Here is a 17,743-nt window from a genome sequence, read left to right on the forward strand (position 1 = left end):
GCGCACCAAGGTGAAAGCAGGTGAACTTTTCCGCCGACTTCGCTGTCCCTCAACCCCATGATGAAACGCTGGACCCTCCTCGCGTCTGTCCTCTCGCTGTGTGCCCTGCTGGCAGCCGGTTGCTCGACGCTCGACGAGCAGCAGCGCGAATGGATCTTCCAGCCCAGCGACCGCAGCTGGGGCAACACCGCCACCATGACCCAGGGCATGGAAGACGTTTGGATCGATTTCCAGTCTTCCCTCACCGGCGAGCCCGCACGCCTGCACGGCCTGTGGCTGGGCGGCGCACCCGAGACCACCGACACGCCCGTGATGCTGTACCTGCACGGCGCCCGCTACAACGTGGCCGGCTCGGCACCGCGCATCCAGCGCATGCACGAGCTGGGCTTCTCGGTGCTGGCCATCGACTACCGCGGCTTCGGGAAGAGTTCCAAGGGCCTGCCCTCGGAAGAGTCGGCCCGCGAAGACGCCCGCGCCGCCTGGACCTGGCTGGCCGCGCGCCATCCCAAGCAGCACCGCTACATCTTCGGCCACTCGCTCGGCGGCGCCATCGGCATCGACCTGGCGGCGCATGTGAACGACGAGAGCGGCACCATCGTCGAGAGCACCTTCACCTCGATCGCCGACGTGGTCAGCGGCTTCAAGTGGGGCTGGCTGCCTTTCGGCCCGTTCATCACGCAGCGCTTCGAGGCAATCAATACGGTCAAGGACATCGGCTCGCCGCTGCTGGTGGTGCATGGCACCGCCGACAGCCTCATCAACCCGACGCTGGGCCGCAAGCTGTATGACGCGGCCACCGTGCCCAAGCTGTTCGTGCTGGTCGAGGGTGGTTCGCACCACAACACCAACTCGGTCGGCGAGGCGCAGTACCGCGCCGCACTGACGCAGTTGTTCCGCATGAAGCCGGAGAGCATGGTCGCCAGCAACGGCGGCGCGGCAAACCGGCCACAGCCACGGCTCGCGCCGCCTTCCGCCGCGCTGGCGCCGCAGGATGTGCGGGGCGAGGTGCGCGCGCCGGCACCTGCCGCTATCTAGGTTTTCGTCCGCTCCAGCCCGCCGTCAAGCCAGGTTGAAGGGCAACTGGCGCAAGGGCTTGCCCGTCAGCCGCGCGATGGCGTTGGCAAACGCGGGTGCCAATGGCGGCAAACCGGGCTCGCCCATGCCGGTGGGTGCGTCGGCGCTGGGCACGATGTGGATATCGAACTCCGGCACGTTGGTGATGCGAGCCACGGTGAAGTCGCCGAAGTTGCTCTGCTGCACTTCGCCGTCTTTCAATGTGATGGCACTGCCGGACAGGCATGTCGACAGCCCCATCACCGCCGCGCCCTGCACCTGCGCCTCCACACTGCGCGGGTTGACGGCCAGGTTGCAATGCACACCGCTGGTGACGCGATGCAGCACCGGCTGGCCGTCCTTCACCGAAGCTTCCACCACGTAGGCCACCACGGAGTCGAATGACTCGTGCACGGCAACGCCCCAGGCACGGCCATCCGGCAGCTGCTTCTTGCCGTAGCCGCTCTTGTCCACTGCCAGTTGCAGCGCGGCGCGGTGGCGTGGGTGCTTGTCGCCGAAGAGCTGCATGCGGTAGGCCACCGGGTCCTGCTTCGTGCTGCGGGCGATCTCGTCGATCAGCGTCTCCATCACGAAGGCGGTGTGGGTGGAACCCACGCTGCGCCACCACAGCACGGGCACATTGACCTGGGGGTGATGCACCGTCAGGCGCATCGGCAACGGATACGGATCGCGCATGCCCTCCGTGGCCGTGGCGTCGATGCCGTCCTTCACCTGGAATTGCCCGAACACCGTGCCCGTGGTGATCGACTGGCCGACGATGACGTGGTCCCACGCCAGGATCTTGCCGCGCTCGTCGAAGCCGATGCGTGCGCGGTGCAGATGCATGGGGCGGTAGTAGCCGCCCTTGATGTCGTCCTCGCGGCTCCACAGCAGGCGCACTGGCACATCGAAGCCGGCGGCACGCGCGGCCTTGGCGATCTCGCAGGCCTCGACCACGAAGTCGCTCGTGCCCACGAAGCGCCGGCCGAAGCCGCCGCCCGCCATCTGCACGTGCACCGCCACCTGCTCGGGCTTGAGGCCAAGCACGCGCGCGGCGGCATCAGCGTCCAGCCCGGCGCACTGGGTGCCGACCCACAGCTCGGCGCGCCCGTTCGACAGCTTGACGGTGCAGTTCTCCGGCTCCATGGGTGCGTGGGCCAGATAAGGAAAGACGAACTCGGCCTCCAGTTGCCGGGGCGCCGTGGCCAGCGGCGCCATGTCAGCGTCGAATTTGCGTGCCCCAGGGCGGCCGGCCAACTCGCGGTACTGGGCCAGTTGCTTTTCGGTGTCCACCTTCTCGACTGCCGCCGTGTCCCACTGCAGCTTCAGTGCGTCGCGGCCCAGCTTGGCCGGCCAGTAGCCATCGGCCACCACGGCCACGCCTTCGGCGCCGCGGTCCAGCGGCACGCGCAGCACGGCCTTCACGCCCTTGACGGCGCGCGCCGCGCTGTCGTCCACCGAGGCCAGGCGGGCGCCGAACACGGGCGGATGGGCCACGACCGCCGTGAGCTGACCGGGATGCTTGACGTCGATGCCGAAGTCCTGCCGCCCGCTGCTCTTGGCGCGCGCGTCCAGGCGCGTGGTCGGACGGCCGATGATCCGGAAGTCCTTGGGATCCTTCAGCGTGACCTTCTCGGGCACCGGCAGGGCCATGGCCGCTTCGGCCAGCTCGCCATAGCCCAGCTTGCGCCCACCCGGCCCCAGCACCGTGCCGGCCTGCGTGCGCAGCGTGGCCACATCGACCTTCCAGCGCGCCGCTGCCGCCGACAGCAGCATGGCCCGGGCACGTGCACCCAGTTCTCGGTACTGCGTGAAGCTGTTCTTGATCGAGTGGGAGCCGCCGGTCATGTTGATGCCGAAGAGCGGGTCGACGTAAGCGGGGTCGTTCGAGCCATTTCGGCTGCGCACCAGGGCCCAGTCTGCATCGAGCTCCTCGGCCAGGATCATCGGCAGGCCGGTCTGCACACCCTGGCCGAATTCCAGCCGGTTGATGGTCACGGTGACTTCGCCGTTGGGTGCGATCTGCACGAAGGCCGATGGCTGCTGCGTCGGCTTTAGCCCGCCTGTCGCCTGCGCCGCACCGTCGGCCTGCGCCATGGCCAGGTGAGGAAAGGCGCCGAGCGCGAGGCCACCAGCCCCGGCCATCTTCAGGAAGCTCCGGCGAGGCAGCGCGGCGACTTCATGAACTGAGCCTTGGGCCATCAGGCGCTGCATGACGCGTGGCAGTTCGCGGTAGTCAATGTTGGGCAGCATGGCGGCTCCTTCAGGCGAGGGTCTTGGCCGCATCGGCCACGGCGGCGCGAATGCGGGCATAGGTGCCGCAGCGGCAGATGTTGCCGACCATGGCCGAATCGATCTCGTCCACGCTGGGCTGCTTGCCTCGGGGCAGCGATTTGAGGAAGGCGGTCGCGCTCATGATCTGGCCACTCTGGCAGTAGCCGCATTGCGCCACGTCGTGCTTGACCCATGCGGCGTGCACGGCCGCACCGACCCGGTCGCTGCCGCCGGTGGTCGCTTCGATGGTGGTGATCTTCTTGCCCTCGGCGGCGGAGATGGGCGTGATGCACGAACGGATGGCCTGGTCGTCCAGATGCACGGTGCAGGCGCCGCACAACGCGGCACCGCAGCCGAACTTGGTGCCGGTCATGCCCAGCGTGTCGCGCAGGGCCCAGAGGATGGGAGTGCCGGGGTCGGCGTCGACCGTGTGTTCACGGCCGTTGATGTGGAGCGCGCTCATGTTCTGTTCTTCCTGGGTAGGTTGGATCGGATTCACTTGGCGCCGTCGAGCAGCCATTGCGCGAGCGACTGCACGTCGGCATCGGGGATCTGGGTTTGCGGCGGCATCGGCATCGCGCCCCACTTGCCCGAACTGCCGGCCTTGATGCTTGCAGCCAGCTGCGCGGCCGTTCCCTTTCCTTCGCCGTACCTTGCCCCGATGTCTTTCCAGGACGGGCCCACCACTTTGGCCGTGGCCTGGTGGCATGCGACACACGCGTACTTCTGCGCCAGCGCCTGGCTGGCTACGGCGCGTGCCGGCCAGGCGGCGCTCACACCGATACCCAGCGCTACGGCGAGGGAAGCGGTAAAGGAACGCTGGACGGTTGCGATGCTGTCGTTGGTCATTGCTGCTCCCGGTCGTCGTGGGCGAGAGACGTGGACAGGTCGCGATGCGCGCCAGCCTGTGCAAGCAGCGCATTGCCCTTGGCTTCGAAGGTCTGCACGGCGTCGGCACCTGCGGCGAATCGGGCCGGTGGCTCTTCGAGCGCGGCAAGCTGCACGATGGCGTCGGCGAGCTTGGCGGGGTCGCCGCCCTGCTTGCCGCTCATGCCGCTCCAGGCGGCAACGGTCTCCCTCGTGCGCTCGGCATAGTCGTCGATGTTCGGCTCGGCGAAAGTGGTCGAACCGGCGGTGAGCAGTTCGGTGCGAAAGAAGCCCGGCTCTACCAGCATGGTGCGTATGCCGAAGGGGGCGACCTCAGGTGCGAGCGACTCGATCCACCCTTCGACCCCAAACTTCGCAGCGGCATACGCCGTGCAGAACATTCCACCGGCAATCCCGGCAGTCGAGGAGATGGTGAGCACCAGCCCCGAGCGCTGCCTGCGCATCGCCGGCAGCACGGCGCGGGTGACATTCATCGGGCCGAACAGCAGCGTCTCGAGCTGGTTGCGGACCTGCTCCGGGCTCAGCTCCTCGAAGAAGCCGGCGTAGAAGTTGCCCGCGTTGTTGACCAGCACGTCGATGCGCCCGAACTTCGCAATGGCGGCTTCCACGGCGGCCTTGGCGTCGTCGAGGCTGGTGACGTCGAGCTTGACGCTCAACAGGTCCGCGTGATCGCCGATGGCCGCAGCCACCTTCGCAGGGTCACGGCCCGTGGCCACGACGGCGTGGCCCGCAGCCAGGGCCGCCTTGGCGATGTCGACGCCCAAGCCCCGGCCCGCGCCGGTGATGAACCAGATTTTCTTGTCAGTCATGGGGAGTTCCTTTCGGTTGGTGCCAGTGTCTGCCCGGGACCCGTCGACCCGTTTGCCGAAAGCGCGCGTGTTCTTGCCTGAAACGACGGGACTGCGCCAGAAACGCGGGCCGGGCGAAGTGCGCGAGCTAGACTTTGTTCGAGCACTCCCGAAAGGATTCAAATGGAAGCGCCGCAGCTGACGCAGCAAAGCGAATCGGCCGTCCTGAGCGGCTTGGCCAAAGCGGTCGGAAGCATTGTCAAAAATGACGGTGACTTCATCACCGCCATTCCCGAACTCTCGCTCCACCGTCGCAGCGCCGCGACCGAGCCTGTGCATTGCATCTATGGCTTCGGCGTGGGAATCACCGTCAGCGGGAAGAAGCGGGTTGCGCTTGGCGAAGAGGTTTTCGACTATGCCGCGGGGCAATCGCTGCTGACGACGGTTGACCTCCCCGTCGTGGCGCATGTCACTCAGGCCAGCACTGCGCAGCCATTTCTGGGCCTCATGCTCAAGCTCGACTCGCGCGCCATCGTGCAGGCAGCGGCCGAGATGGCATTGCCCCAGCCGACAAAGGACTACAGCTACCGGGCCATGTCGCTCGGCGATCTCGATCCGACACTGCTTGGCACGGTGACGCGGCTCGTCGAGCTGCTTGCCGAGCCCAGGCTGATTCCCCAGATTGCTCCGCTGCTTCAGCAAGAAATCGCCGTTCGCCTGCTCGCCGGGCGCCACGGCCAGCAGTTGCAGCGCCTCGTGGCAGTCGGCTCTCCAGGCCAGCAGGTGGCACAGAGCATGGCCTGGCTCAAGATGAATTTCACGCAGCCCGTGCTCGCAGACGATCTGGCGGCCTCCGTGCACATGAGTCCATCGACGTTCCGGCAGCACTTCCGTGCCGTGGCGGGCATGAGCCCCATGCAATACCTGAAGCAGTTGCGCCTGCAAGAGGCCCGGCAACTGATGCTGAACCAGGGCATCGACGCCGGCACCGCAGGGGTGCGCGTGGGATACGAAAGCGCCTCGCAGTTCAGCCGCGAATACGCCCGCCTGTTCGGGGCGCCGCCGCTGCGCGACATCAAGCGGATGCGCGAAACGACCTGAGCAAGACCCGCGCTGCAGACTGGCGCGCGCCATTTGCTACCCTCGGCGCATCATGTTTCCCAGCTCCGCACCGGCCGCCGAGGCCGCTCCCCCGGCATCGCCCGCCGCTGCGCGTTCCGTTCCGCCGCGCTATGTGGCGCTCGCCGGCCCCACCGCCTCGGGCAAGACGGCCGCCGCATTGGCGCTGGCGCGGCTGCAGCCGGTCGAAATCATCAGCGTCGATTCGGCGCTGGTCTACCGCGGCATGAACATCGGCACCGCCAAGCCCACGGCCGCCGAGCAGGCTGCCGCGCCGCACCACCTGATCGACATCCTCGATGCGCGCGACAGCTACAGCGCCGCCGCCTTCGTGGCCGACGCAACGCGACTCATCGGCGAGATTCGCGCGCGCGGCGCCTTGCCGCTGCTGGTGGGCGGGACCATGCTGTATTTCAAGGCGCTGTTCGACGGCATCGATGCCATGCCCGCGGCCGATGCCTCAGTGCGAGCGCGCATCGACGCCGATGCCGCCGCACTCGGCTGGCCCGCCATGCACGCGCGGCTTGCGCAGGTCGATCCGGTCACAGCCGCCCGGCTGGCGCCGCAGGACAGCCAGCGCATCCAGCGCGCGCTCGAAGTGTGGGAGAGCAGCGGCCAGCCGCTGTCGAGCTTTCATGCGAGCGACAACAAGACTGCGAGCGCGGTCGAAGGCGGCGTGCTGTTCTCGCTCGAACCAACCGACCGCGCCTGGCTGCACGGGCGCATCGCCGAGCGCTTCGACACCATGCTGGCGGCTGGCTTCCTCGACGAAGTACGCGCTCTGCGCGCGCGCGGCGACCTGTCGACCGACCTGCCCTCGATGCGCTGCGTCGGCTACCGCCAGGCATGGGAAACGCTCGACGCCTGCGGCGACGCGGCGCCCGATGCCAAGGCCATCGCCGACCTGCGCGAACGCGGCATCGCCGCCACGCGCCAGCTTGCCAAGCGGCAGATCACCTGGCTGCGCAGCATGCCGCAGCGCACCGTGATCGCCTGCGACGCCCCCGATGCGGTGCAGACCGCCGTTCAACTGATCGCCAAGACCACTCAACCCGGATGACGCTGCGCATTTCCAACCTCGGCAAGCACTACGGTGATGCGCCTGTCTTCGAGAACGTGACGCTCGCCGTCGAGCCCGGCGAGTTCGTCGCCATCGTGGGCGAATCGGGCGTGGGCAAGTCGACGCTGCTCAACTGCATGGCCGGCCTCGACAGCTGGGACCAGGGCACGGTGACGCACGACGGCACCGACATCGGCGCGCTCGACGGCGAAGCCTGCGCGCTCTGGCGGCGGCGCCACGTGGGCTTCGTGTTCCAGGCCTTCCACGTGCTGCCGCACCTCGACGTGGCGCAGAACGTGTCGCTGCCGCTGATGCTGCTGGGCCAGCAGAAGGACGACGGCCGCGTCGCGCACATGCTCGAAGCGGTGGGCCTGCCTGGCATGGGCGCGCGACTGCCGCAGACGCTGTCGGGCGGCCAGTTGCAGCGCGTGGCGATTGCGCGCGCGTTGGTGCACCGCCCCGCCCTGCTGCTGGCCGACGAGCCCACGGGCAACCTCGACCCGACCACTGCCGCGAAGGTGATGGAGCTGCTGATCGGCCAAACCCGCGAGCACGGTGCGTCGCTGGTACTGGTGACGCACTCGGAGAGCGCAGCAGCTCGCGCGGACCGCCTGCTGCACCTGACGGCCAGCGGCATCCGCGCCTGAAAAATTACGCCGACAGGAGCGCCGCGTAGCGCGACAGGTCGACGTTGCCGCCACTGATCACGATGCCCACGCGCTTGCCGGCAATCGCCTTGCCCGCCGCGATGGCACCCGCGAAGGCGAGGCAGCCGGTGGGCTCCACCACCATCTTCATGCGCTCGGCAAAGAAGCGCATCACATCGACGAGCTGCTCGTCGGTAACGGTGAAGATGTCGTCCACGTCGCGGCGGATGATGCCGAAGGTGTACTCGCCCAGATGCTGCGTCTGCGCGCCATCGGCAATGGTCTTCGGCGTTTCGATGTGCACGATCTTCCCGGCGCGAAACGACTGCTGGCCGTCGTTGCCCGCCTCGGGCTCCACGCCGTAGACCTTGCAATCAGGCGCCAGCGCACGCGCCGACAGCGCCGAACCCGACAGCAGCCCACCGCCGCCCAGGCACACGAAAAGATGGTCGAGCGGGCCGGTTTCCTCGATCAGTTCCTTCACCGCCGTGCCCTGGCCCGTCAGCACGTCGGGGTGGTCGTAGGGCGGGATCATCGTCATGCCGCGCTCCTGCGCGAGCCGCTTGGTCAGCGCCTCGCGGTCTTCGGTGAAGCGGTCGTACATCACCACTTCGGCGCCGTAGCCCTTGGTGGCGGCGACCTTGGCGGCCGGTGCATCCTTGGGCATCACGATCACGGCCGGCATCGACAGCAGGCGCGCCGACAGTGCGATGGCCTGCGCATGATTGCCCGACGAGAACGCGATCACGCCGCCCTTGCGCTGCGTGGCGTCGAACTTCGACAGCGCGTTGAACGCGCCGCGGAACTTGAACGCGCCCATGCGCTGGAAGTTCTCGCACTTGAAGAAGAACTCGGCGCCCCAGCGCTCGTTGGCGGTGGTGGAACGCAGCACCGGCGTGCGGTGGGCATGGCCTTCGAGCCGCGCGGCCGCGGCGATGACGTCGTCGTAGGTAGGTAGTTGCATGTGTCCGAGCTTAGCGGCGGCTTGCAAATTTTTGCAGCCCCGATGGGTAAAAACCCGGGATACGCGTCGGCCGCGAAGTTTGTACTCTGTATACAGAGTTCAAAGAAAGCCACCCATGCCAGTCCAGCTCGTCAGCATCGAAGTCGCCCCCGACCTCGTCGATCAGGTCTACCGCGCCCTGCTCGGTGCCATCAGCAGCGGCGCGCTCGCGCCGGGCGAGCGCGTCACGCAGGAAGACATCGCCTCCCGCCTCTCGGTGTCGCGCCAGCCGGTGCTGCAGGCGCTTCGGCTGCTGAAGAAAGACGGCTTCGTGCTCGACGCACCCGGCCGCGGCGTGCTGGTGGCGCCGCTCGAAGCCGAAGCGATGCGCAAGGTCTACCAGGTGCGTGGCGCGCTCGACGTGCTGGCCGCCCGGCTGGCGGCGCAGCAGCGTTTTCGCATCGACCCGAAGCTCATCGAGCGTGGCCGGCGTGCCGCGCGCGGGCGCAATGTCGAAGCCATGATCGACGCCGACGTGGCCTTCCACCAGGCCATCTACGAGGCCTCAGGCAACCCTCTGATCGGCCAGAGCGCCGACCCGCACTGGCGCCACCTGCGCCGCGCGATGGGCGCGGTGCTGCAGGCCGAGCCGCAGCGCGAATCGCTGTGGGACGAGCACGAGGCCATCGCCGAAGCCATCGCTGCAGGCAACGTGGAACGTGCTGCACGCCTGAGCGAGGAACACGTCTCGCGGGCTAGCGAGGCATTGAGCGAACGGCTCGCGCAGCAACTGGCGCGCGCTGCATCCCCCACCCCCACGAAAAAAGGAGATAAGGCATGAAGCTGACCCCTGAGCAACGCGCGCAGTTCGAGCGCGACGGCTATCTGTTCTTCCCCGGCCACTTCTCGGCCGAAGAGACGAAGGTGCTGACCGACGCGGTGCCCGATCTCTACAGCAGGCGCGAGGCCTTCAACGTGCGCGAGAAAGGCTCCGATGCCGTGCGCACGAACTTCGCAGCGCACCTCATCAGCGAGCCCTTCGCTCGACTGGCGCGCCACCCGCGCATGGTCGGCCCGGTGACCGATCTCTTCGAGGAAGAGGTCTACATGCACCAGTTCAAGATCAACGGCAAGATGGCCTTCGAGGGCGACGTGTGGCAATGGCACCAGGACTACGGCACCTGGCTCAACGACGACCTGATGCCCACCGAGCGCGCGATGAACGTCGCGATCTTTCTCGATGAAGTGACCGAGCACAACGGCCCGCTGATGTTCATTCCGGGCAGCCACCGCAAGGGCGTGGTCGATGCAAAGCATGACCTCACGACCACCAGCTACCCGCTGTGGACCGTGGACAACGACCTGATCCGCCAGCTGGTCGACCGCGCGGGCGGCAGGCACGGCGGCATCGTCTCGCCCAAGGGGCCGGCGGGGTCGATGATCCTGTTCCACAGCTGCCTGGTGCATGCCTCGGGCAGCAACCTCTCGCCGTTCAACCGTGTGGCGGTGTACCTGAGCCTGTGTGCGGTCGGCAACCACATCCGGCGCCACAAGCGGCCCGAGTACATCGCGCACCGCGACTTCACGCCCATCGAGATGCTGCCCGATGACTGCCTGCTGAAGCCCTACCCGGTCGACGTACCGTGGAAAAACGGCCTGCCCGAAAGCGCACTGCGCACCTCGCTCGACGTGCTCGACACCGCACAGGCCTGACCCCATGAGCCTCCACTCCCGCCTGCAACAGCGCGCCGCCGAGGGCCGCCCCATCCGCATCGGCCTGATCGGCGCCGGCAAGTTCGGCGCTATGTATCTCGCGCAGATTCCGCGCACGCCCGGCGTGCAGCTGGTGGCGATTGCCGACCTGTCGCCCGACGCTGCCCGCATCAACCTCGAACGAGTGGGCTGGCAGCCAGAGCGCGCCGCTGCCGCCTCGGTGCAGGAAGCTCTGAAGCACGGCACCACCTGGATCACCGACGACTGGCAGGCCGTGACGCGCGAGCCGTCCATCGACATCGTGGTCGAGTGCACGGGCAACCCCATCGCCGCGGTCGACCACTGCCTCGACGCCTTCGCGCACGGCAAGCACGTGGTCAACGTGACGGTCGAGGCCGACGCCTTCTGCGGCCCGCTGCTCGCGCACAGGGCGCAGCAGGCCGGCGTGATCTATTCGCTGGCCTTCGGCGACCAGCCCGCGCTGATCTGCGACCTGGTCGACTGGGCGCGCACCTGCGGCTTTCCGGTGGTGGCGGCCGGGCGCGGCCATAAGTGGTTGCCGCACTTCACCGAATCGACGCCCGAGACGGTGTGGGGCAACTACGGCCTCACGCCCGAGCAGGCAAAACGCGGCGGGCTCAACCCGAAGATGTTCAACAGCTTTCTCGACGGCTCCAAGCCGTCCATCGAAAGCTCGGCGGTGGCCAACGCCACCGGCCTCACGGTGCCTTCGGACGGCCTGCTCTACCCACCCGCGAGCGTGGAAGACATTCCCTTCGTCACGCGGCCGAAGAGCGAAGGCGGCGTGCTCGAGCGCAAGGGCATGGTCGAGGTGGTGTCCTCGCTCGAAGCCGATGGCCGGAAGATTCCCTACGACATCCGCATGGGCGTGTGGGTCACGGTCGAGGCCGAGACCGACTACATCAAGAACTGCTTCGAGGAATACAACGCCCACACCGACCCGAGCGGGCGCTACTTCACGCTCTACAAGCGCTGGCACCTGATCGGCCTGGAGGTTGGCATGTCGGTGGCCAGCGTGGCGCTGCGCGGCGAGCCCACGGGCGTGGCCACCTGCTGGAATGCCGACGTGGTCGCCACCGCCAAGCGCGACCTCGCCGCGGGCGAGATGCTCGACGGCGAAGGCGGCTACACGGTCTGGGGCAAGCTGCTGCCGGCCGAGCGCTCGCTGCGCCTGGGCGGCCTGCCGCTCGGGCTGGCGCACAACGTCAAGCTGGTCCGCCCGGTGAAGAAGGGCCAGAGCCTGAGCTGGGCCGACGTGGCGATCGACACGACGACTGCCGCCTACAGGCTGCGCAACGAAATGGAAGCCATGTTCGCGCCGTCCGTCAGGGCCAAGGCGGCATGACGGCCTAGGTAGCTCAACCGTTGCGCCGAACGGCAATCGCATAAAAAATAATCTGCTCGACACGAACCCCGTGTCGAAATGACCGCCAGCGGGCCGTCATTGTGGTGAGCGATCTTGCTCAACAGCCTTTTCCTTGACGGAGAGACACCATGCAGTACATGTTGATGTTCTATCAGCCCGCGGCCGAATTCGAACAACGCGACGATGCGTCCTCGCAGGCCTACCGGGCCAGCTGGGTCGCATATGCCGACGCCGTGCGCCAGGCCGGCATCTCGCTCGGCGGCCACGGCCTCTTCCCGCCCATGACCGGCACCACGCTGCGCGTGCGCGGCGACAAGCGCCAGGTGCAGGACGGCCCCTTCGCCGACACCAAGGAGCAGCTCGGCGGCTACTTCGTGGTCGACGTGCCCGACATCGACGCCGCGCTCGAATGGGCGGCGCGCGCGCCCTGCGCGACCAGTGGCGGAGTGGAGATCAGGCCCGTCTTCATGGCGACGGCTGTAGCCGCATGAGCGATCCGGCGGTTCAGAGAGCCGCCGAACGTGCGGCGCGCGACTCGTACGGGCGGCTGCTGGCCATCCTGTCGGCGCGCACGCACGACATCGCCGCGTCGGAAGACGCGCTCGCCGACGCCTTTGCGCGGGCGCTCGAACGCTGGCCGTCCGACGGTATTCCCGTGCAGCCCGATGCCTGGCTGCTGAGCGTGGCCCGGCACCGCAAGCTCGACGCCTGGCGCCACACCCGCGTGCAGGACGCGGCCACGCAGAGCCTGCTGCTGCTGGCCGGCGAGGTCGACGAAGGCACCACTGACGGCGCGGCCGTGCCCGACGAGCGGTTGCGCCTGCTCTTCGTGTGCGCGCATCCGGCCATCGACGCGGCGGCGCGCGCGCCGCTCATGCTGCAGACCGTGCTCGGCCTCGACGCGGCGCGCATGGCCGGCGCCTTTCTCACCGCGCCGGCCACGCTCGGCCAGCGGCTGGTGCGCGCCAAGGCCCGCATCCGCGCGGCCGGCATTCCCTTCGAGTACCCGGAAGCACGCGACCTGCCACAGCGGCTGCAAGACGTGCTCGACGGCATCTACGCCGCCTACGGCACAGGCTGGGACGACGTGGACGGCGCCGACGCCCTGCCCCGCGGCCTCACGGCCGAGGCCATCGACCTCTGCCGCATCCTGTGCGGCCTGATGCCGAACGAGCCCGAGCCGCTGGGCCTGCTAGCGCTGATGCTGTTCTGCGAAAGCCGCGCCGCAGCCCGCCGCAGCGAGACCGGAGCCTACGTGCCGCTCGACCAGCAGGACCCACTGCGCTGGGACCCGGATCTGCTCGCGGAGGCCGAGCGCTGTCTGCGGCGGGCATCGGACATGAAATCCCTCGGCGCGTATCAACTGGAGGCAGCCATCCAGTCGGCCCACTGCGAACGCCGCGTGGGCGCGCCGGTGGCGCCCGAAGTGCTGGTGTCGCTGTACGAAGGCCTGCTGGCGCTGCGGCCCAGCATCGGCGCCCAGGTCAGCCGGGCCTGCGCACTGGCGAACGCGCGCGGCCCCGAAATCGGCCTGCGGGCGCTCGAAGCCATTCCCGCGCTGGAGGTAGCGAACTACCAGCCGTTCTGGGCCGCACGTGCGCACCTGCTCGCGACCGGCGGCGCACGTGCCGCCGCACGCCAGGCCTACGACCGCGCCATCGGCTTGAGCGCCAGTGCGGCGGTGCGCGCGTATCTGCATGCGATGTCGGATCGGCTCTGAGCGGCCGCCTTTTCGGTGAATCCGTCGCAGTCACTCCTGCGGCACAGCCACAGCCTCCCCCACCCGCTTCGCGTCAAGCTGGCTGCCACCCTGCATCAGCGAAACCGCAACCACCGCATTCCCCGCATCCCGCCGGAACACGAACTGCGCCCCGATGCCAGTCACGGCAAACCGGTCGTTGCCGGTAGGCGTGAGCGCGTTGTAGCCGCGCCCCGTCTCGCGCACCAGCAGCTTGCCGCTGCGCACCGTGAAGCTCAGCGACTTGGTCTTCGTCACGCGGAACTCGCCCTTGTAGTCTTCCAGCCGCTTCGGGTCGACGGGCACTTCCACCGTCGGCACCGGGTAGCGGCTCTTGCCTATGGCCAGCATCACGGGCTGCATCGGCGCGCGTGCGTTGCTGCTGAGCACGATCATCGCCTCGCCGGTATCGGGTGCGAGCAGCCATAGCGTGCGGTAGCCCTCGGTGACGCCTGCGTGGTAGTAGGTGCGCCGCCCGCCTTCGGGGCCGCGCACCATCACTGCATAGCCGATCTCGGCGCCCTCGTAGCGCGCCAGCGGCGTGAGCATGCGAGCGGCGGCCGGGCCGAGCGGACCGCCAGCGCCCGCAAGGATGGCGCGGCTGAAGGTCATCATGTCGGCCGCCGTGGAGCGCAGCGCGCTGGCCGGCGCGTAGGCCAGCATGTCGAACAGCGGCTGGCGGCGGTCGCCGGCAAAGGCCGGGGCCATGCGCGAGGCCTTGTCGCCGAGCGAGATCACGGTGTCGTTCATGCCCAGCGGCTCGGTGATGCGCGCGCGCACCAGTTCGCCCCACGAGGTGTCGTAGTGCTCGGCCAGCAGCTGGCCGAGCAGCGCCATGCCGAAGTTGCTGTACGCACCCTCGCACGGCGGCGCGGCGGCCGTGAGCTTGATGCGCGTAAGGGACGCCCAGAACATGGGCTTGTCGAAGGTGCGGAACTGTTCGGCGAGCGGCGCACCGCCCGTTACGCCATCGGCCATCACGGGCATGCAGCCCGTATGCGTGACGAGTTGCCGCAGAGTGACCGAGGCCACGGCGGACGAGAGGCCCTCGACCTTGCCGGCGAGCAGCTTGCCCACGGTGTCGTCGAGCTTCAGGTCGCCGCGCTCCACCGACTGCGCGAGCAGCAGGCCGGTGAAGACCTTGGTGACGGAGCCGATCTCGAACATCGGCTGCTCGGCGCTGCCGGCCGCAATGGCGCGCGGCGGCGACGGCGGCTCGGGGTTGTAGGCGGCACCGTAGGCCGCCTGGCCGTTGCGCAGCGTGCCCACCACCAGCGTGCCCCGCTCGGCGCCGAGGGCGGCCTTGGCCAGCACCGTCGGGTCGCTGGCCAGCGTCAGGGGTTGCTGCTGAAACTGCGCGGCGGCATGGCCTGCCAGCAGTGGAGCGAGGAACCAGGCGGCAAGCCAGGGGCGGTACAGGGCACGGGGCAAGAGCCGCATCGTCGGATTCCTCAGGCGTCGTCGAAGAGCCGCCATCGTGCCACGGCGGCGTAACACCGCGTGCGCCGCGACAATTGCCCGATGCGCGCATTGCTCACCACCTTCTCCTGGCAGGAACTCCGCCACCACCCCTGGCGCAACGCAGCCGCCGTGCTGGCCGTGATGCTGGGCGTGGCGCTGGCCTTCTCGGTGCAGTTGATCAACGCGTCGGCGCTCGATGAGTTCGCGAGCGCGGTGCGCTCGGTCAACGGCCAGCCCGACCTGGAAGTGCGCGCCGTGCAGGGCGGCTTCGACGAGGCCGTGTTCGCGCGGCTGGCCCGGCACCCGCAGGTGTCCCTGGCGAGCCCCGTGGTCGAGTTCCAGGGCCTGGCGCTGGCCGGCGAGCGCCAGGTGCCGATGCGCGTGATCGGCGTCGATGCGCTGGTGCTGCCCACCATCGCGCCCGCATTGATGCCACAGGCCGCGGCCGGCGCCGACCGCTTCGCGCTGTTCGCACCGAGCCATGTGTTTCTCAACGCCGCGGCGCGCAGTGCACTCGGCCTGCCGACGGAAGCGCCTGCAGGCGCGGCGGAGACGATGCAGCTGCGCAGCGGCGACGCATGGCACAAGCTCGACGTGGCCGGCCATGTCGCCGCCAGCGGCACGGCGCTCGCGGTAATGGACATCGCTGCCGCGCAGGAGCTGTTCGGCCAGATCGGCCGGCTCAGCCGCATCGACCTGCGGCTGGCGCCCGGCACCGACAGGGCCGCCTTCATGGCCTCGCTGCAGCAGTCGCCGGGCTGGCCCGCGGGCGTGCAGTTTGCCGAGCCCGGCGATGCGGCGCAGCGCGTGAGCAACCTGTCGCGCGCTTACCGCGTGAACCTGACGGTGCTGGCGCTGGTGGCGCTGTTCACGGGTGCATTCCTGGTGTTCTCGGTGCTGGCCCTCAGCGTGGCCAAGCGCGCGCAGCAGTTCGCGCTACTCGGCGTGCTCGGCCTCACGCCACGCGAACGGCTGCGGCTGGTGCTGGCCGAATCGCTGGTGCTGGGGCTGATCGGCAGTGCGGCAGGCCTTGCACTGGGCACGGCGCTCGCGGCCTTTGCGCTGCGCGTTCTGGGCGGTGATCTCGGCGGCGGGTACTTCGAAGGCGTGGCACCCACACTGCATTGGAGCGCGGGCTCGGCGGTGCTGTACGGCGGCCTCGGTGTGCTGGCCGCGCTGGTCGGCGGATGGTGGCCCGCTCGAGCGGCACAGGCGCTGCCCGAAGCACAGACGCTCAAGGGCCTGGGCGCCGCGCCCACACAGGGCAACGGCCACTGGCTGGCGCTGGGGCTGATCGCGCTCGGCGCGGTGCTGGCCAACGTGCCGGCCATCGGCGGCATTCCGGTGGCGGCGTACCTATCGGTGGCTTGCCTGCTGGTGGGCGGCATTACCGCCCTGCCCTGGCTGATCGCGCTGCTGTACGACCGCGTGGCACCGATGTTCGCGCGGCGCGTGCTGCCGATGCTGGCCGTGGAACGCGCGCGCCGCATGCGCGGCACGGCGGCGGTGGCGGTCAGCGGCGTGGTGGCGAGCCTGAGCCTGGCGGTCGCGCTGACGGTGATGGTCGCGAGCTTTCGTGATTCGGTGACGCACTGGCTCGACGTGGTGCTGCCGGCCGACCTGTACGTGCGCGCCACATCGGGAGGACGCGGCAGCAACAGCGGCAACAGCAGCAGCACCGACACCGCGACCTTTTCTCCGGCCTTCGTGCAGTCGCTGGCGCAGCTGCCCGGCGTGGCGCGCACGGGCACGCTGCGCACGCAGTCGCTTCAGCTGGATGCGACACGGCCCACCGTGACGCTGATCGCGCGCAGCCTGGAAGGCGGGGCAACGCAATCGCTGCCGCTGGTGGGCGCCGCACTGCCCGTGCCCGAGGGGCAGATCGGCATTTATGTGAGCGAGCCGATGGTGGAGCTGTATGGCGCGAAGCCGGGCACAGCGTTCACGCCGCTGTCGGATGCAATGGGCCTGCGGGCGGGCTCGAAGAAAGCTCAGACATTCTTCGTGGCGGGCGTGTGGCGCGACTATGCGCGGCAGTTCGGCACGGTCACGATGGATGCGCGGGACTTCGAGCGCATCACCGGCGAGCGCAATGTGAGCGACGTGGCGTTGTGGCTTTCGCCTGGAGCGTCGGAAGGCGCGGTGCAGACCGCGGTGCGCGCCTTGGCAGCACGCCAGGGCAGCTCGTCCGCCGAGTCCGTCGAGATCGCATCGGTGGGGCAGATCCGCGCGACCTCGCTGCGCATCTTCGATCGCAGCTTCGCGGTGACCTACTGGCTGCAGGCGGTGGCCATCGCCATCGGGCTGTTCGGCATCGCCGCGAGCTTCAGCGCGCAGGTGTTGGCGCGGCGCAAGGAGTTCGGGCTGCTCGCGCACCTGGGCTTCACGCGGCGGCAAGTGCTGGCCGTGGTGGCGGGTGAAGGCGCGGCCTGGACGGCCATCGGCGCCGTAGCCGGATTGGGGCTAGGCCTGGCCGTGTCGGTAGTGCTCGTGAAGGTCGTGAACCCGCAGAGCTTCCACTGGAGCATGGACCTGCTGGTGCCATGGGGCCGCCTGCTGGCGCTGTGCGCGGCGGTGGTGGCCGCCGGCACCGTGACGGCCTGGATGGCAGGCCGGGCCGCCGCCGGCAAGGACGTGGTGCTGGCGGTGAAGGAAGACTGGTAGGCGCCCTC

At 68.9% G+C, this 17,743-nt stretch carries 16 protein-coding genes; 10 read left to right on the forward strand and 6 right to left on the reverse strand.

The genetic code is table 11. The annotated features are described in order from the left end of the window. Positions 1-57 precede the first annotated feature (57 nt). The gene (locus ACSFBF_RS27450; RefSeq protein WP_435472488.1) at positions 58-1,035 is read left to right on the forward strand and encodes an alpha/beta hydrolase; all 978 of its coding nucleotides are present in this window, start codon (positions 58-60) and stop codon (positions 1,033-1,035) included. A 24-nt stretch (positions 1,036-1,059) separates the two neighbouring features. Here ACSFBF_RS27450 and ACSFBF_RS27455 read toward each other — a convergent pair whose 3' ends face one another. Genes ACSFBF_RS27455 through ACSFBF_RS27470 form a run of 4 tightly spaced genes read right to left on the reverse strand, consistent with a single transcriptional unit; the run spans position 1,060 to position 5,024 of the window. Next, entirely contained in the window at positions 1,060-3,306 is a 2,247-nt protein-coding gene (locus ACSFBF_RS27455; RefSeq protein ID WP_435472490.1) for a xanthine dehydrogenase family protein molybdopterin-binding subunit, read from the reverse strand. Positions 3,307-3,316: 10 nt separating this feature from the next. Next, the gene (locus ACSFBF_RS27460; RefSeq protein ID WP_435472492.1) at positions 3,317-3,790 is read right to left on the reverse strand and encodes a (2Fe-2S)-binding protein; all 474 of its coding nucleotides are present in this window, start codon (positions 3,788-3,790) and stop codon (positions 3,317-3,319) included. 32 nt (positions 3,791-3,822) lie between these two features. After that, on the reverse strand, positions 3,823-4,176 hold the full coding sequence (locus ACSFBF_RS27465) for a c-type cytochrome (RefSeq protein WP_435472494.1): 354 nt from the start codon (positions 4,174-4,176) through the stop codon (positions 3,823-3,825). Beyond that, on the reverse strand, positions 4,173-5,024 hold the full coding sequence (locus ACSFBF_RS27470; protein WP_435472496.1) for an SDR family oxidoreductase: 852 nt from the start codon (positions 5,022-5,024) through the stop codon (positions 4,173-4,175). The genes ACSFBF_RS27465 and ACSFBF_RS27470 overlap by 4 nt, the downstream gene beginning before the upstream one ends. A 162-nt stretch (positions 5,025-5,186) precedes the next feature. Between ACSFBF_RS27470 and ACSFBF_RS27475 the strand changes: the two genes are divergently transcribed. The 3 genes from ACSFBF_RS27475 to ACSFBF_RS27485 are packed head-to-tail and all read left to right on the forward strand — an operon-like array spanning position 5,187 to position 7,829. Continuing rightward, positions 5,187-6,104: an AraC family transcriptional regulator gene (locus ACSFBF_RS27475; RefSeq protein ID WP_435472498.1), complete on the forward strand. Its 918-nt coding sequence runs from the start codon at positions 5,187-5,189 to the stop codon at positions 6,102-6,104. Positions 6,105-6,156: 52 nt separating this feature from the next. Beyond that, positions 6,157-7,182: a tRNA (adenosine(37)-N6)-dimethylallyltransferase MiaA gene (gene miaA, locus ACSFBF_RS27480; RefSeq protein ID WP_435472500.1), complete on the forward strand. Its 1,026-nt coding sequence runs from the start codon at positions 6,157-6,159 to the stop codon at positions 7,180-7,182. Continuing rightward, the gene (locus ACSFBF_RS27485) at positions 7,179-7,829 is read left to right on the forward strand and encodes an ABC transporter ATP-binding protein (RefSeq protein WP_435472502.1); all 651 of its coding nucleotides are present in this window, start codon (positions 7,179-7,181) and stop codon (positions 7,827-7,829) included. The genes miaA and ACSFBF_RS27485 overlap by 4 nt, the downstream gene beginning before the upstream one ends. Positions 7,830-7,833: 4 nt before the next feature. Here ACSFBF_RS27485 and ACSFBF_RS27490 read toward each other — a convergent pair whose 3' ends face one another. After that, positions 7,834-8,793, reverse strand: coding sequence for a threo-3-hydroxy-L-aspartate ammonia-lyase (locus ACSFBF_RS27490; RefSeq protein WP_435472504.1), 960 nt, complete (start codon positions 8,791-8,793; stop codon positions 7,834-7,836). 115 nt (positions 8,794-8,908) lie between these two features. Between ACSFBF_RS27490 and ACSFBF_RS27495 the strand changes: the two genes are divergently transcribed. The 5 genes from ACSFBF_RS27495 (at position 8,909) to ACSFBF_RS27515 (ending at position 13,592) form a co-directional block, all read left to right on the forward strand. Beyond that, positions 8,909-9,613 (forward strand): GntR family transcriptional regulator, encoded by a 705-nt coding sequence (locus tag ACSFBF_RS27495; protein ID WP_435472506.1) that lies wholly within the window; start codon positions 8,909-8,911, stop codon positions 9,611-9,613. Beyond that, positions 9,610-10,485, forward strand: coding sequence for a phytanoyl-CoA dioxygenase family protein (locus ACSFBF_RS27500; RefSeq protein ID WP_435472508.1), 876 nt, complete (start codon positions 9,610-9,612; stop codon positions 10,483-10,485). Before ACSFBF_RS27495 ends, ACSFBF_RS27500 begins: the two co-directional genes overlap by 4 nt. Positions 10,486-10,489: 4 nt before the next feature. Beyond that, positions 10,490-11,851, forward strand: a complete 1,362-nt coding sequence (locus tag ACSFBF_RS27505) for an NAD(P)H-dependent oxidoreductase (protein ID WP_435472510.1) — start codon at positions 10,490-10,492, stop codon at positions 11,849-11,851. Positions 11,852-12,000: 149 nt separating this feature from the next. Then, a complete protein-coding gene (locus ACSFBF_RS27510) occupies positions 12,001-12,363 on the forward strand; it encodes a YciI family protein (protein WP_435472511.1) in 363 nt (120 codons plus the stop codon). Further along, positions 12,360-13,592 carry an RNA polymerase sigma factor gene (locus ACSFBF_RS27515; protein ID WP_435472513.1) on the forward strand — a complete coding sequence of 411 codons (1,233 nt, stop codon included), beginning with the start codon at positions 12,360-12,362 and terminating at the stop codon, positions 13,590-13,592. The genes ACSFBF_RS27510 and ACSFBF_RS27515 overlap by 4 nt, the downstream gene beginning before the upstream one ends. Positions 13,593-13,622: 30 nt before the next feature. On the opposite strand, the gene ACSFBF_RS27520 is transcribed toward ACSFBF_RS27515, so the two are convergent. Further along, the gene (locus ACSFBF_RS27520; protein WP_435472515.1) at positions 13,623-15,050 is read right to left on the reverse strand and encodes a serine hydrolase domain-containing protein; all 1,428 of its coding nucleotides are present in this window, start codon (positions 15,048-15,050) and stop codon (positions 13,623-13,625) included. An 81-nt stretch (positions 15,051-15,131) separates the two neighbouring features. Here ACSFBF_RS27520 and ACSFBF_RS27525 point away from each other — a divergent pair, with 81 nt between their 5' ends. Next, on the forward strand, positions 15,132-17,735 hold the full coding sequence (locus ACSFBF_RS27525) for an FtsX-like permease family protein (RefSeq protein WP_435472517.1): 2,604 nt from the start codon (positions 15,132-15,134) through the stop codon (positions 17,733-17,735). Positions 17,736-17,743: the final 8 nt, after the last annotated feature.

The organism is Variovorax nivicola (assembly GCF_051216475.1).
Taxonomy (GTDB): Bacteria; Pseudomonadota; Gammaproteobacteria; order Burkholderiales; family Burkholderiaceae_C; genus Variovorax.